This window comes from Halodesulfurarchaeum sp., assembly GCF_036626455.1.
GTDB lineage: Archaea > Halobacteriota > Halobacteria > Halobacteriales > Halobacteriaceae > Halodesulfurarchaeum.
Genome location: NZ_JAZKRK010000024.1, coordinates 15,805 through 31,108 on the forward strand (window position 1 = coordinate 15,805; position 15,304 = coordinate 31,108).

The following is a 15,304-nucleotide window of genomic DNA, read 5'->3' on the forward strand; positions in this document are numbered from 1 at the left end:
AACGGGAAAATCCCGAGGTATCCGACTAGTCCGTCGCGGCTTCGATGGCGTCGGTCAGCTCGGGTACGACCTCATGGAGGTCGCCGACGATCGCGTAGTCGCCTTTGTACATGATCGCTGCCTCGGGATCAGTGTTGATCGCGAGGACGTTTTCCGAACCTTTCGCCCCGACCCAGTGCTGAACAGCGCCACTGAGCCCCGCGGCGATATAGAGATCGGGAGCGATCTTCTGCCCCGTCTGTCCGATCTGCGCATCGTGGGAAACCCATCCCTCGTCGACAGCAATGCGGGTCGCACCGACGGTCGCACCATCGAATTGGTCGGCCAATTCTTCCAACTGTTCGAAGTCCTCCTCGCCGCCGACACCTCGGCCCCCGCCGATGACGATGCGGGCTTCGGGAAGCGGGACGCCTTCGATGTCCGCCTCTTCGACGCGGTCGATCGCAACCTCGAAAGAGGCCTCATCGACATCCGGCGTGATCGTCTCGACAGCGGCTTCCCCGTCGCCGACAGGTTCGATGGGGAGTTCGTGGTCCGGCGCCGAGAACACTTTCGTCTCACCTTCCATCGTCGCGTGCTCGAGCAGACTGCCACCCCAGCGCTGCCGGGTGATTTCACAGGTCTCGCCGTCGGTATCCACCTCGAGCGTGTTCGCCGCCATCGCGAGGTCCCGCTTGGCACTGAGATGAGCCAGGACTTCGTTCGCGGTATCCGTCCCGCCGCCTATGACGGCGGCCGAATCGAGATCGTCCATGAGAATGCCCAGCGCGTCAGCGCGGGCTTCCGGCGCATAGGATTCCGAAAGGTCACCCCCACAGACATACGCAGTATCGACACCATACTCGCCCAGTCCTGCTGCAAGCTCTTCGCCGCCAAACATCGCGGCGGAGACGTCCTCGTCGACCTGGTCGGCCAGGTCCCGGGCGAGGGTCAGCATCTCCAGGGAAGTTTCAGCGATTTCGCCGTCGCCGTGTTCGATGAGTGTCAGCACCATCTTAGAGCACCTCCATTTCTTCGAGGACCTCGACAGCATTGTCCACGGCCTCGGGGCCCTCCCCGAGGACTTCGGCTTCTGAGTCCTCGGCCTCGGGCGTCTCGAGTTCCTGCATTTGCAGGCGATCCTCGGTGTCCTTCGGATCGAGGACCTCGAGTTCCTGTTTCTTGGCCTGCATCCGGCTCCGCATCGACGGGTAGCGCGGTGTATTCAGGCCTTCCTTGACGGTGATGACAGCCGGCGTGTCGACTTCAAAGACTTCCGAACCACCGGGAACGTCTCGCTTGGCGATTGCCGTGTCCCCATCGACGTCGAAGTCTTTGATACCGGTGACGACCGGGAGGTCGAGTTGGTGAGCCACGCGAATTCCGACCTGGTAGTTCGCGTTGTCACCGGACTCGTTGCCGAAGAAGAGGAGATCAAAGTCACGTTCCTCGACACCATCGGCGATGGCTGTGGCCGTGGATTCCGGCCCCCATTCCTCGCCGTCGGTTTCCATGATGATCCCCTCGTCGGCACCGCGGCCGATTCCTTCGTAAATCTGGTCCTCTACGTCCTCGGGACCGAGGCTCAGCACTGTCGACGTGCCGCCCTCCTCCTCGACGACCTGCACGGCTTCTTCGATGGCACACTCCTCGTGCGGCCCCATCGTGTAGCCCACCGCTGAGGCGTCTACCGACTGTTTGTCTTCTGTTAGAACGATCTCTGCCCCGGTGTCCGCGACTCGTTTGATACAGGCTAATGTTTCCATAGTTATGATTAACGTGTGTAAGTGACCGGTTTCGAACCCCGGAAACGCCCGAGGGCGGACCCAGGACGACTGACCGGTCGCAGTCAGCTTAGCTCAGGATTCTTTCGTTGCCGGGGTCGAACAGCGGCTTGCTGCCGACACGTTCGATCTTGACAGGGTAGTCCTGGTCGAAGTACTCGACCTGCAGTTCCTTGCCTTCTTCCGCGACGTCAGTCGGGATGTAGGCAAACATGAGGTGCTTGCCGACCGAGGGACCAGTCGCGGCACCTGTCGTGTACGAGCGTCGACCCTCGTCGTCGATCAGCACGTTGCCGTCGAGATCTTTGACCGGCTCACCGCCCAGCGGATAACGCTCAACGCCACCTTCGGGGTTGTGATCGGTCACTGACAGCGTGCACAGCTTCGCGGCTGGCTCGCTTTCGATCGCTTCCACATAGGCTTCCTTGCCGATGAAGTCGGCGTCCTTCACGCCGTGGAAGTCCAGTCCGGCTTCGACCGGGTTGTTTTCGGTCTTGAGCTCTGTGCCGAGCAGGCGGTAGCCCTTCTCCATGCGACCAGTGGCGCCGTAGACACCCGTCCCAACCGGGCGGAGGTCATACTCCTGCCCGGCTTCGTAGATGGTGTCCCAGAGGTGTCCGGTCTGCGCCATCGGTGCGTAGAGCTCCCAGCCGAGTTCGCCGACGTAGGAGATGCGCATCGCCAGGGCCTTGACGTCGCCAATGTGGACTTCCTGGGCCGTGTAAGCCGGGAAGGCCTCGTCCGACATGTCTTCCTCTGTGATATCCTCCATGACCTTCCGGGCTTTTGGACCCCAAACGCCCATCGTGCCGAGTGCGGAGCTCTTGGAGACGAGTTCGACTTCCATGTCGTCCTCCATGTGCTCGCGGATCCACTGCTTGTCGTGGCCTGCGTCGCCGCCACCGGTGATGAACCGGAAGCGGTCCTCCTCGAGGCGCACGACGGTCAAGTCAGCACGGAAGCCAGCGCTCTGGTCGAGGACCGGCGTGTAGACCAGATTGCCGACGTCGCCGTCCATTCGGCCGACGGTGATTTTCTCGGCCATTTCGAGAGCGTCCGGGCCTTGCAGCTCGTAGATACCGAAGCCCATGTCGCCGATCAGGCCGACGTTGTCCCGCATGTGCAGGTGCTCGGCCAAGATGATCGGGGACCACCAGCGCCGGTCCCACTCGTGGGGCCGGGACAACTCGTTGATGGTTTCCTGGTACTCCTGCAGCAGGTCCGCGTTATCGCGGAACCAGCGGGGTCGCTCCCATCCCGCGGACTCGAAGAACATCGGGTCGAACTTTTCGAGCCGGTCGTGGAAGCCAGTCTGGCGGAGCGGCCGGCCGGTCATCCACTGCTCGGAGGGGTGAATCGTGCCGTAAATCTTGCGGAAACCCTCTTTCGAACGGGCCTCGATGTAATCCATCCCTTGGCCGTACTCCTCGTATCGGGCGATGTTTTCGCCCTCCATGTCCACTTCGATCGCTCCATACCCTTTCGTAATCCATTTGGCAACTTCCTTGCCCAGCGCGGGTGCCTCTTTGATCCAAATCGCCGCGACGGACCACAGGTTGTCGAATTCTTTTAATGGCCCGATGATGGGACCGCCGTCGGCGGTCAGCGATAGCAACCCATCGATGGAGTGACGGATGCCAGCGTCGGGATCGTCCAGAATTTCGGGCATGAGCTCGAGTGCATGCTCCATGGACTCCTCGAAGGCGTCCTCGGTGAGTGGCGGCTGTGTCGGCGAGAGCGGCGCCTCGTCGATGGATGGAATGTCCTCGACGTCCCACAGGATCGGCGGGTGGGAGTAGGAGCCGACCTCGATTTCGCCGCCGTGCTGGCGCTCGTACATCCGGTGATCCATGTCCCGGACAATCGGATACTCGATCCCTTCGATGCCCTCGAACTGCTCGATCGGGCCCACGCTGATCATCTGGTGGACGGCCGGGGTGAGCGGGATGCGGGACCCGGCCATCTCGGCCAGTTCCGGACTCCAGATCCCGGCAGCAATGATCAAACGGTCTTCGACCTCAACGTCCCCTCGGTCGGTTTCGATGCCCGTGGCCTCCTCACCATCCGTGAAGATGTCCGTGACTTCCGTGTTCGGGGACACCGTGAGCCTGCCCATGTCCTTCGCACGTTCGCGGCAGATCTCCCCGAACTGGAGTGAGTCCGCAACACCGGCATCTTTGAAGTAAACACCGCCCTCAAGGATGTCCTCGTTGATATAGGGCACCTTCTCTTTGACCTCATCCGGGGTGAGGAGTTCGGCGTGACCCCCGAAGGCCTTTGCCGAATGGACTCGTCGCTTGTTCTCCTCCATCTGCTCTTTCGTGCGAGCAACCTCGATGCCACCAGACGTATCGTACACGCCAGCTTCTCTGTACTGCTCGATGGAGTCATAACCCAGCTGGGTCATCTCCTTCGAGTGTGTCACCGGCATCAGGAAGTTCGACGCGTGACCGGTTGATCCACCGGGGTCCGGAAGCGGACCCTTGTCGACCAGAAGGATGTCTTCTACGCCCTGATCAGCAAGGTGATAAGCGAGACTGTTCCCCACGATACCAGCACCGATTATTACCGTTCCGGCGCTGTCAGGTAGTGTGTTTGAACTCATTGATTATACCTCGGGACTGTCCACGTTCGATCGCTCCATGGCTCGTGCCAGGATTGACCACGCTTCGCTAGGGTGTGAACCGGCCCCACAACTATACCTCTCGGCGGTTTTGCACATATAGTTTCCGGAGTCGATGATAAATCATTGCATAAAAATATCGTGCCTTCAAATAGAGGATGTGCCTTTCATGTTATAGAAAATCGATAGAGGGGATAGTGGTAATTGCTGCGAAATTGCATGACTGTCACAAGTCTATCGAGTAGTGGAACGTACCAGCACCAACAAAATTGAGGGTAAAATCGGAGACCGGACCGATTTTGTATCAACTGGAAATAACAAATATAGGCCACGACCGTACCCCCCGTTCGGGCGGAACAAGTGGGGCTGTCCGAAACCGGTGGACTTCTGAACCCAACCCGTTTACTCCGGAGACGTGACATCGGAGACAGCCCCGCCCCGTCGGACCCACCTGATCGAGGTGAACCTCACCGACGGAACCGTCACCCGAGAACAAATCCCGGAGTCGTGGCGCCGTCGGTTCGTGGGCGGGAAGGGACTCGGTGCACGGTATCTTTACAAGCGAACCGAGGCTGGCGTCGATCCGCTTGGACCGGGGAACGCGTTACTCTTCATGGTTGGCCCGCTCTCAGGACTCCTTCCGGGCGAACCCCGATATGCCGCTATCACCAAATCACCGCTCACTGGGACGTTTTTGGACTCCTACAGCGGCGGTGATTTTGCGGCCCACCTTGCAGGGAGTCTAGACGACGCGATGGGGGTTATCGTCACAGGGCAGGCCGTTGACCCGGTCTCCCTCAGGATTAGCGAGGGCGACATCTCTATCGAACCTGCGTCGACGTGGGGAAAGGGAGTGGAAGCCACCTGCAAAGCCTCTACGGACGCGAAAGTCGCGTGTACGGGCCCGGCCGGCGAAAACGAAGTGGTGTATGCCTCCATCGCCTCGGACTGCGGTGATCATCACGCCGGCCGGGGGGGTGCCGGTGCTGTTATGGGGTCGAAACAACTCAAATCCGTTATCGCCGTCGACGACCCTCCGACCGGTCTCGAATCCCTCCGCGCCGAATACGAGGAGCGCTTTGGCGAAGGAGACACGGACGAGTGGCACCGAACCAGCGAAACGGTCGAATCCATCGATTTTGCCGACGAAGTCGGCGCGCTCTCGACCCGCGGCTGGCAAGAAAGCACTTTCGACGGCGCGGACGACATCGGCATCGAGGCAGTCAGAGCAACAGACCACGAACGTGAGCGCGAGGGGGACCCCATTCCAGGCGGGTTCAATGTCGAAATCGACGACGAAGAAAGCACCCCCCGCGGTGGCACCCAAATGACCCTCGGCGCAGGGCTGGGCATTGACGACTTCGAGGACGTGGCGACACTGGGACTGGCTTGTGACCGCCTCGGGATCGACATCATCGGTGTCGGAAACGCAATCGCCTGGGCGATCAGAGCCGGGGAGCACGGTGTCATCGACTTCTCGGGAGACTTTGGTGACCTCGATGCAGCACTCGAACTCGCCGAGGACATCGCCAGGCGGCGAACAGATTTGGGCGACGCCTTGGCGGATGGGATCGATACCGCGGCGGCCCACTACGGAGGCACCGACCTGATTCCCACCGTCAAGGGAATGGAACTGCCCTCGTATGATCCACGGCGCGCCCCGAGCATGGCCCTCGCGTACGCGACAAGCGATAGAGGGGCCTGTCATCGCCGGGCTCGACCCATCGAAACGGCGATTTTCGATCCTGCGATGGACGAACCCGAGCGTCGCGCCCGTGAAGTCATCGCAGAGCAGGACTTCAGATCACTCCTGTGGAGTCTCATTGCCGACGATTTCACGGAGACGTTGTTCACCACGGACTTCGGTTCGGAGTGGCTCAAGGCAGTGGGGCTTTCCCTCACCCCCGATGAACTCCGTCGGACAGGAACTCGCATCTGGACCATGACACGGCTGTTCAACGTCCGAGAAGGGTTCGATCGCGAGGATGACGCCCTCCCACCCGTTCTCGAAGAACCGATCGCGGATGGCCCTGGAGCGGGTGAAGCTGTCTCGCGCGAAGAATTCGAAGCGATGCGAAATGAGTACTACGAGGAGCGCGGTTGGGACGAGTGTGGCGTCCCAACCGCCGGACAACTCCAAGACCTGGGCCTTCGAGACATCGAGTTGCCGACGGAGTGTGAGTGAGTTGCAATTTTAGTTTACTTAATGAATATCTGATTGTATAAATTCGGTTTCGTCGATAACAACCTCGAATTGCCTGCAAGCGGCGGGGTAAAACGAGTCAACCGTCAGATGCTTCGGGCGGATTTCCAAAACCTTTATTCTTGCATCATCGGCCTATTCAGATAGGGAATCACATGACAGACGAAGACACAGCCGACGACCTCGACCCGATCATCGATGACATTCAGCAGGCAATCATCGATCTCGAAGAGGACAAAACGGGCGAACTTACGCAGGAAGCCTTAGATAAGGACCTCAATCCGCTCGTGATCCTGCAGGAGGGGCTGACTGAGGGGGTTCGGACCGTCGGGGACAAGTTTGGTCGAGGGGAAGTCTTCCTACCCGAACTTGCCATGTCCGCGGATTGTATGCGGTCGGGCGTAGAACTCGTCGAGCCGCTACTGGACGAGATGGACCTCGCAGACGAGGACACGGCAGGGAAGGTCATCATGGGAACCGTCGACGAGGACATCCACAATATTGGGAAGAACATTTTGATCACGATGCTGAAGGCCAATGGGTTCGACGTAGTGGACCTTGGCGTCGAAATCCCGAACGAGGACTTCGTCCAAGCCGTGAAGGACGAAGAGCCGGACATTCTCGGGATGTCCGCTCTCATGACGATGACGATGGACCACCAGGAAGAGGTCATCGAGTTGCTCGAAGAGGAAGGTGTCCGCGACGATATCAAGGTCATGGTCGGCGGCGCACCCACATCCGAAGAATGGCGTGACGAAATCGGGGCCGACGGCTACGCCGATAATGCTGATGCGGCAGTCGAAGAGGCGACCGACCTGCTCGCCGAGTAACGCAAGTCTTCGCTGGACCGGTAGGTTTATAAACATGTATTAGTGGCAAAACTGCTCGAATGCGCCGGTGTCGGGCGACCGCCGATCGATAATGACGAAAAAAGAATAAATAAATTCATAAACCCCGAGTCGTATCGCTAGTGCGTATCGGACCCATTACAAACGGATGGGTGACGATAACACACATGAGTACAGAAAACAAAGGCGCAATCGGCACGTTCCTCGACGAGATAGACTGGGTGGTGTATGGTATTGGCCTGGGGGTATCAATCCTCGCGATTCTCGCGTTGATCCTCTCCCCTGAAGCTGCAAGAGAATTCATTAACGGCGCATTTAGCTGGATGACCAGCCAGCTTGGGTGGGCCTACCTGATGTCGGGCTTCTTCCTGGTTATTTTCGGACTTTTCCTGGTGTTGAGTCCGTGGGGTAACATCCGAATCGGGAAGCCCGATGACGACCCCGAATACACCTTCAAATCCTACTTCGCGATGCTGTATTCGGCCGGTATCGCAGCCGGGATCGTGTTCTGGGGGCCCGCGGAAGCGATCTCCCACTTCACGCTCTATTCCCCACCGAATAACAGCCCGATGGGTGGTGCTGAAGCAGGCTCTGCATCAGCAGCCGTAGACGCGATCACGTACACGTTCTTCCACTGGGGAATTTCCGCGTGGTCGTTCTACGTACTGTTGGCACTCCCCATCGCCTTTTTCGCCTACCGATACGGTGCACCCCTGCGCGTTTCGACGGTGCTCGCACCGTTCCTCGGCACTGACAACCTCGAAGGGCCGCTCCCGAAACTCGTCGACATCCTTGCGGTGTTCGCAACCATCGGTGGCATTGCGACCACGCTCGGATTCGTCGGCGGCCAGTTCCTGGGTGGCCTCAACTACATCTTTGGTATCGCAACGACTGACCTGCTGACAATACTGATGATTACGGGCTTGACCGTGGCCTTCACCATCTCCGTCGCGCTCGGGGTGGAGAAGGGTATTAAGCGGGTCTCGAACTTCAACATGGTCGTATTCTTCATCCTGATGGCCGTCGCGTTCATCTTCGGGCCCACGGCCTACATCCTCAATATTGGCGTCGAGTCCATCGGGGCCTACATCGGGAACTTCGTTGAAATCAGCATGTACACGAATTCCGCCGGCTTCGAGCCGGCCGGATTCGTGGGTGCCTGGACCGTCTTCTTCTGGGCCTGGTGGTTCGCGTGGGCGCCGTTCGTCGGCCTGTTCATCGCCCGCATTTCCAAGGGCCGGACGGTCCGACAGATGGTCGGAACCGGCGTACTCGCCTCGACTGGCGTGACGATCCCGTGGTTCGCTGCCCTCGGTGGCTCATCCATCTGGATGGAGATGAACGACGTCGCGCCGATCGTCGAAACCTACAACGACCTCGGATACGACGCACTCGGATTCCCACTGTTCGAAGCGATGCTGCCGGGAGTGTTGGGCTTGATCGCCATGCTCACGTTCCTGTTGCTCGTGACGACGTTCTTCGTCACGTCCGCTGACTCTTCGACGCTCGCGTTGGGAATGCTGACCACTGGCGGGAAGCGACACCCCTCGACGATTAACCGCGTCATCTGGGGTTTCACCATGGGCGCGCTCGCGTCCCTCCTGTTGGTGTTCGGTGGGGCCAATGCGTTGCAGACCGCCTCCGTCCTCACCGGTGGTCCATTCGCGCTCGTCATCCTGGTTGCCGTCTGGGCAACGATCCGAACCTTCCGCCACGTTAGTCCGCTGTTCCTCACTGATAAGGAAGTGGACAAACGTGCATCACAAATCGATCCGAGCGACGGTATCGCTCCGGACGACGACTAACGACTCCCCTCCTTTCTTCCGTTTTTCCCGCGTAGTGACAACGCTGGAATTGGCTTCCCAACTAGCAATCTCATTGCAGCCCCACAGGATACCATCTCAACGCAAATTATTTCGAGATCCGCCAAATCTCATTTGGAGATGGAGGATGAAACCGCTCCGATCATGCTTGTAATTTACTAAGATGATTCGTTCCGTTTACGGCTACCTGAACCACTGTTCCGACACCAGGCCCTGTCGGCTGCCGTCAACAATTTGAATACCGTGTCCTCCGAAACTGCTCGAGCCGCTGCTGTCGATGCGCGTTGTCTGTTGCAAGCGATTTGTTTTGAATGTCCGATACCACTACGAAACTGGGTCTGGAACTGGCCCTCGAGGTGACGACAAAGGGACCGATATCATCTCGAACAAGCACTCGGAGCCGGCCGGCTGAAGTGATAACGTGTCTTCACCCCTCCCGTCATGGTTTAGCCGATGCAGGACGTATATTCTCATAATGGCACACACATTGAAACGATCGATCCGTGACGTTCGTGACAAATTGCTCACGAACCCGGTCAGTCCACGGGTCGAAACACCGGCGGATATCAATCTCCATTACTGCCGGTACGTCGCCAAAACAGTCGCGGAGGAGGTCAGCGACGATATCGATATCGAGATTCTAGAGGATGGGGGCCGGGGCTACATGCACACGTGGCTTCGATATAACGGCCGACATTACGATGCGGAGTGTATCGAGGGTGTTGAGGAGTATCGGAACCTCCCGTTCTTTCAACGCCATCCGGAGGCCGCAAATCGTGTCGTTCCGGCGAAAGTTGATCCCGCCGGTCTCCGGAATCGGTATCGGGAAACGCTTTACCCGCCGTTTCTCACGTCCGACTCCCGGACGGACAACGGGACCGAGGAGGAACATTCCACCCGGCGCCACACATTGGTCGGCATGTTGATGGGGGGTGTGTTGCTACTCATCGCTTTCGCTGGTGAATGGGCGATCGAGGCCATCGTTTCCCGGGATACGGCGTTCCTGAACGCGACATGCTACACCATCGAATTTTTTGCCGCGCTCGTGATTATCATCTCTCTGGTCGTGTTTTTTGCCCTGTTGCCTACAATACCTGTCAGTATGTATCGATGAGGAACCGTTCCCGATAGTGTTGCAACGGAAAGGGAGGGAGAAATTTCTGCCCTAGTTTGGATCGTCGTGAGTGGGTACAGTTTGAGGACCAATTCGTCTTTTGGCTCAATCATCGATGAGCCGCCCATGGCTCCGTCGGGCTGGCTAACACGAACCTCTGAAAGGATCCAGCTTCCGTCCCTTTGAAATCCCCTCGATTTCTGTGGATCGGTTAGAGCTGTTCACGAATCGACATCGCGACGGCTTGCTGTTCGGGCACACCACGCCACGTTGTTTCGGTTCCGTTCGCGGCTCGAACCACGATGGTGCCAATGCCAAATACATTCCCAATGTAACTCTGTGACACCTCAATGTCAGCAACATTTCCATAATGATCCGCTCGCCTTTCGGGGCGGAACAGACCAACATCCTTAATCATCCGCTTATCAGTCACGATATACCGGGATCGATTTCGACTCGCTGCGACGGTAGCAACGATAATCCCGGCAAATAGCGATCCCCACTGTAACGTTCCGCCCCCACTACCCACACTATACAGCAGAACGACTGCCGCCCCCAGGAAGTGTTTCCACCATATTACCCAACCAGGATGTCGGTTTTGCAAAACCGTTTCTGCTTCGAGCAGATCGATACCGGTGGGCGCTGCGTCGTGTTGAACAACGGCGTTCTGTTCCTGACCCGAGGGCATTTTTCTCCACGACACGAAGGACTCCCTTAAAACCACGGTCCGCAAGCCTCGATCAAGTAACTGCCAATCATCTTCATATCAATACCGGCGCCGTCACAATTGAGGAGTCATACATCGGCGAATTCGATTACGGCCTCTTGGCTCGGTCAGGGAGCCGATGTATCCGCTCCAACTCGGTTCACAGGTCGATAGTTGCGCCAACCCCCACTCGAATATAGTCCTCCCCAAATGCGTCCTTGAGGGCCAACTCGGCCTCCGGAGCGGTGCAATGAGTTGGCGCGATGCGTTCGATCCGGTCCCCTAGCCACCCCACGATGGTGGCAAGTGTCTCGGCGTCGGGGGACCGGAGGTGGGTCCCTCCGATAACGGTATGGACCGGTTCCCCAAGCACCTCCTCTGCATATGTGACCGAGTTCCTGAGACCTGCGTGACCGCACCCGAGCACGAGCCCGAGGCCCATATCCGTTTCAACGGCGAGGGCCTGATCATCCCACACAGGATCTTCGACATGATTTCCTTCCACGAGATGTTCACCGGTTCGATTATCAGGATACTCCCGCGGAATCTCGCCTAACGCGTGGATTCCCTGGGCCACTTTGACCGGGTCGGAGTGAGTTCGAACATTCGCCTGGGCTTCGACCCACGCCCGATCGTAGGGCATCCCAATTGGCTCGCCGTCCAGGTACTTTTCCTCAAACGCGTCGGGGTGGACATAGATCTCTTCGAGCTCATCGAGAAAGGCCGGAAGCCCCTTCGTGTGGTCGTAATGGCCGTGGCTGAGAACGAGTGTTTCAAACGGCCCGGCCCCAAGCAAGCGTGCGTTCGCGGCGGCGACGCCCGTCCCACCCGTATCGAACAACAGGTTTCCCACGGCGACCGAAAAACCCCATTCGGCACGGAGGCCCTTCGGTTCCCAGTCATGCACCCTGTTGTCTGCGAGAATGGTAATTTTTGTCACGACCTTCTGTGCGGTCTACCGGACCATAAGGATGCGTGTCATAAGAGGGAATCCATGCTCTGCACGCCTCTTCTATTAGCAGTTCGGTAGATAGCTGAACCTTTGCAAGATACGATACACGTATCTCACACCGTAGGTGTCCCTCCGAACCACAGAAATGAATTATTAGAACACTTATGTATAGGCGGGGCGTCCATCCCAACGCGAGATTTATCCGCTCTTAGAGAGTATCGACCGTCTCGCCACAGACCGGCAAGTGTGCTTCATGAACGTCCCTCTAGTGCTTGAGGAGGGACGCGATGTTCACGTCGGGCGAACTGGTCGATGTCAAGCAGGGCGAACACGGAGCGAAAGCCGTCCTCGAGAGCGTCCTACATGGAGGCTGCGGTGGGCTCCTTGCTGGCGATTGAAGGCTCCTCGACCGCTTCGACGACCCGATGGCGGATGCGATACCGAAAGTGGTTTAATCAGCAGTTGACAGTCACCGTCGCCACCTCTGGAATGTCCCCCGCGAACTTCTCGAGGAGGTAGCGGCTGGCGCTATTCTTGCCCGTGCCCGGTGCTCGGCTCGCCGTCCAGAATCGGCTCGGGGACCGTCGGCATCGCGTCGAGTTGAGCGTCTTGCGAGTACAAATCCACGGCACTCAGTCGGCGCTGAAGACCTCGCAATCCGTGAAGATGACGCCTCAATTGGACCACCCCACCATGTTCGACTCCGTGATTGGACGCCTAACCCGCCCACCTGCCGTGGTGGAAAAGAAACTACGGGCACCGATACTGATCGTACTCTTACTTGATCAACCCGTCAGTGGAATCCTCGAAAAGGAACCGTGCAATCCAACGATTGAAAAAACGGATGAGTACAGATTATGGGTGACCAAAGTGTTTGGTTCGAGTGCGTCTCACCTCCTTTATCTGCATTAATGGTCCGAAAATTTAAATATCTTTGGTATATATAAACAATTACCAAGGTTTTATCTAACCAGAAACAAGCCGGTCGAATTTTTATAGGTTCGTTTATGCCTCTCCGACGACGTTCCCTCCCACCAGCATCAATGGTATACAGGAGGCCGGTGTCCCAATGAGTCGTTTCGGTCGGCGTTCCCGCTAACCACCAGTGCCATTTCGACGACGAACCGACCTGCAATCGGCTCGGGAGGGGCAAATACTTGCAAATCGGAGGACCGTTTCTCGGATAGATCGAAATGCTTGCGGCAAATTCTTCTTAAAATTTATTACAGTGTATTGTGATAGGTCAAGACGTAGTATGGTACGATATAACAACATTACCGAGCAGACCACTACAAGTGACGAATCGATCCGCATTATAAGGAGTAAAATACCATGAGTGAAGAAGAGGGTGACCGAGTCGGAGAAACCACCGAGGGGCTGCAGGTCGAACTGTTCCACCCGGAAACCGACCGGAGTCCGGGGGACACGAACATTCAGGCGTTCGGGTTCGACGTGCATCCCCAGGTGTTCCCGATATCGGCCGTGGTAATCGCGGCGTTCGTCATCATTACGATCGCACTCGGGGACCAGGCATCAGCGGCCTATACCGCCGTCTTCGACTTCGTCAATGCGAACTTCGGCTGGTTCTACATTCTCGTCGTCAACATCTTCATCGTCGCTTTGGTGTATTTCGGTTTGAGTAAATTCGGTAAAATTCGACTCGGCGGCGTCGAAGCCGAGGAGGAGTTCTCGAAACTCTCTTGGATGGCCATGCTGTTCAGTGCCGGGATGGGCATCGGGCTCATGTTCTACAGCGTCGCCGAGCCGATGTGGCACTACGGCGACGGGACGAACATCTTCCCGATGGTCACACCGAACACGGCCGAAGCGGCTTCGGCCGCGACGACCGTGACCTTTTACCACTGGGGACTGCACCCGTGGGCGGTCTACGGTATCGTCGCGCTCGGTCTCGGCTTCTTCTCGTTCAACCGTGGGTTGCCCCTCACCTTCCGTTCAGTGTTCTTCCCGCTCCTGGGTGAACGGATCTACGGATGGTGGGGCCACGTTATCGACGTCATCACCGTCTTCGCGACGCTGTTCGGCCTCGGGACGTCCCTGGGGCTCGGTGCGTCACAGATCAATGCGGGGTTGAGTGTCGTCGCTGGCGTTCCGCAAGGAGTTCCAGCCCAGGTCGCCATTATCGGGGTAATCACCGCGGTCGCGACAATCTCTGTCGCAGCGGGGCTGGATAGAGGGGTGAAACGGCTGAGCCAGATCAACGTCTGGTTGATGTTCATCTTCCTGGCGTTCATCCTCGTCGTTGGTCCGACGCTCTATCTCCTCAATCACACCGTCGCATCCCTCGGCACCTACTTGATGAACCTGCCGGAGATGGCCTTCTTCACGGGCGCAAACCTCCCTGCCGAACAGGCAGGCGGGTACGCTTCCTGGGCCCAGTTGTGGACCATCTTCTACTGGGGCTGGTGGATCGCGTGGTCGCCCTTTGTGGGGCTTTTCATCGCCCGGATTTCGAAGGGGAAGACGATCCGAGAGGTCGTCGTCGGCGTCCTCATGATTCCGACGGCCTTCTCCTTCCTGTGGCTCGCTGCCTTCGGCGGCGCCGGCATCTTCGCGCAGCGAAACCTTGGAGCGACGATTTACGAGACGATTTACGATCAGGGATACTCTTTCGCGATGTTCGAGATGCTGGAGTCGTTCCCACTCACGACGGTGACCCAATTGCTGGCGGTCCTGCTGGTCACGACGTTCTTCGTGACGTCCTCTGACTCCGGGTCACTGGTTGTCGATCACCTGACCTCAGGTGGGAAACACGACGTCCCGCGCACACAGCGTATCTTCTGGGCAATCACTGAGGGTGTCGTCGCCGCCGTGCTGTTGATCGGTGGTGGCCTGACGGCACTCCAGACCGCGTCGGTGACGACCGGACTTCCCTTCGCGGTGATCCTGCTGGTCATGGTGTATTCGATTTACAAGGGTCTCAGCGAAGAGTATGAGATCCTGCAATCCCAGGAGTTCCAAGAACGGGTTGGCGAAATTGCTGAGGGTGAAAAGGAAGTCGATACGACAGGTGGCGACGTCGTGACCGGCATTCACGACTCCGAATCAGACGACTAATACTTCATTCTTCTTTCGTTTTTGCGGTCCCTGAGAGACGGATCACCGTCCCAGAGCGTGCGTATCAAAGAGCGGCACATAGAGCTGGTCGATCACCTCGATCAGGTCAGACTGTCTCGGTACAACGCGGGTTGTACTATCGCTGGACCCATGACGGATTTTCCCCTCGCGGAGTCTGGGTTCGGAGCATTTGGCCC

Annotated in this window: 10 protein-coding genes; 5 read left to right on the plus strand and 5 right to left on the minus strand. The window is 58.0% G+C overall.

The window, feature by feature from the left end; genetic code table 11:
• Positions 1–25 precede the first annotated feature (25 nt).
• From V5A26_RS08100 to V5A26_RS08110, 3 genes are all read right to left on the minus strand, one after another.
• Positions 26–994 carry an electron transfer flavoprotein subunit alpha/FixB family protein gene (locus V5A26_RS08100; RefSeq protein WP_332321365.1) on the minus strand — a complete coding sequence of 323 codons (969 nt, stop codon included), beginning with the start codon at positions 992–994 and terminating at the stop codon, positions 26–28.
• Position 995: 1 nt separating this feature from the next.
• Positions 996–1,745 (minus strand): electron transfer flavoprotein subunit beta/FixA family protein, encoded by a 750-nt coding sequence (locus V5A26_RS08105; RefSeq protein WP_332321366.1) that lies wholly within the window; start codon positions 1,743–1,745, stop codon positions 996–998.
• A gap of 88 nt (positions 1,746–1,833) precedes the next feature.
• Positions 1,834–4,368 carry a GcvT family protein gene (locus V5A26_RS08110; protein ID WP_332321367.1) on the minus strand — a complete coding sequence of 845 codons (2,535 nt, stop codon included), beginning with the start codon at positions 4,366–4,368 and terminating at the stop codon, positions 1,834–1,836.
• Positions 4,369–4,801: 433 nt separating this feature from the next.
• On the opposite strand from V5A26_RS08110, the gene V5A26_RS08115 reads away from it, so the two are divergent.
• The 4 genes from V5A26_RS08115 to V5A26_RS08130 all read left to right on the plus strand — a co-directional run bounded on the left by V5A26_RS08115 (position 4,802) and on the right by V5A26_RS08130 (position 10,374).
• Positions 4,802–6,571 (plus strand): aldehyde ferredoxin oxidoreductase family protein, encoded by a 1,770-nt coding sequence (locus V5A26_RS08115; protein ID WP_332321368.1) that lies wholly within the window; start codon positions 4,802–4,804, stop codon positions 6,569–6,571.
• 173 nt (positions 6,572–6,744) lie between these two features.
• A complete protein-coding gene (locus V5A26_RS08120) occupies positions 6,745–7,419 on the plus strand; it encodes a methyltransferase cognate corrinoid protein (RefSeq protein ID WP_332321369.1) in 675 nt (224 codons plus the stop codon).
• A gap of 185 nt (positions 7,420–7,604) precedes the next feature.
• On the plus strand, positions 7,605–9,242 hold the full coding sequence (locus V5A26_RS08125; protein WP_332321370.1) for a BCCT family transporter: 1,638 nt from the start codon (positions 7,605–7,607) through the stop codon (positions 9,240–9,242).
• 493 nt (positions 9,243–9,735) lie between these two features.
• Complete coding sequence (locus tag V5A26_RS08130; RefSeq protein WP_332321371.1) at positions 9,736–10,374, plus strand: hypothetical protein; 639 nt, start codon at positions 9,736–9,738, stop codon at positions 10,372–10,374.
• A gap of 211 nt (positions 10,375–10,585) precedes the next feature.
• Here the strand turns inward: V5A26_RS08130 and V5A26_RS08135 are convergent, their stop codons facing one another.
• Together V5A26_RS08135 and V5A26_RS08140 are read right to left on the minus strand one after the other, a co-directional pair.
• Complete coding sequence (locus V5A26_RS08135) at positions 10,586–11,062, minus strand: PH domain-containing protein (protein ID WP_332321372.1); 477 nt, start codon at positions 11,060–11,062, stop codon at positions 10,586–10,588.
• Between the two features lie 178 nt (positions 11,063–11,240).
• On the minus strand, positions 11,241–12,020 hold the full coding sequence (locus V5A26_RS08140) for an MBL fold metallo-hydrolase (protein WP_332321373.1): 780 nt from the start codon (positions 12,018–12,020) through the stop codon (positions 11,241–11,243).
• Positions 12,021–13,364: 1,344 nt separating this feature from the next.
• Between V5A26_RS08140 and V5A26_RS08145 the strand changes: the two genes are divergently transcribed.
• A complete protein-coding gene (locus V5A26_RS08145) occupies positions 13,365–15,107 on the plus strand; it encodes a BCCT family transporter (RefSeq protein ID WP_332321374.1) in 1,743 nt (580 codons plus the stop codon).
• The last annotated feature ends 197 nt before the right edge of the window (positions 15,108–15,304 follow it).

Coding starts and splice junctions, on each gene's coding strand:
- V5A26_RS08100 (WP_332321365.1), bottom strand. CDS start 994: ATGGTGCTGACACTCATCGAACACGGCGACGGCGAAATCGCTGAAACT.
- V5A26_RS08105 (WP_332321366.1), bottom strand. CDS start 1,745: ATGGAAACATTAGCCTGTATCAAACGAGTCGCGGACACCGGGGCAGAG.
- V5A26_RS08110 (WP_332321367.1), bottom strand. CDS start 4,368: ATGAGTTCAAACACACTACCTGACAGCGCCGGAACGGTAATAATCGGT.
- V5A26_RS08120 (WP_332321369.1), top strand. CDS start 6,745: ATGACAGACGAAGACACAGCCGACGACCTCGACCCGATCATCGATGAC.
- V5A26_RS08125 (WP_332321370.1), top strand. CDS start 7,605: ATGAGTACAGAAAACAAAGGCGCAATCGGCACGTTCCTCGACGAGATA.
- V5A26_RS08130 (WP_332321371.1), top strand. CDS start 9,736: ATGGCACACACATTGAAACGATCGATCCGTGACGTTCGTGACAAATTG.
- V5A26_RS08135 (WP_332321372.1), bottom strand. CDS start 11,062: ATGCCCTCGGGTCAGGAACAGAACGCCGTTGTTCAACACGACGCAGCG.
- V5A26_RS08145 (WP_332321374.1), top strand. CDS start 13,365: ATGAGTGAAGAAGAGGGTGACCGAGTCGGAGAAACCACCGAGGGGCTG.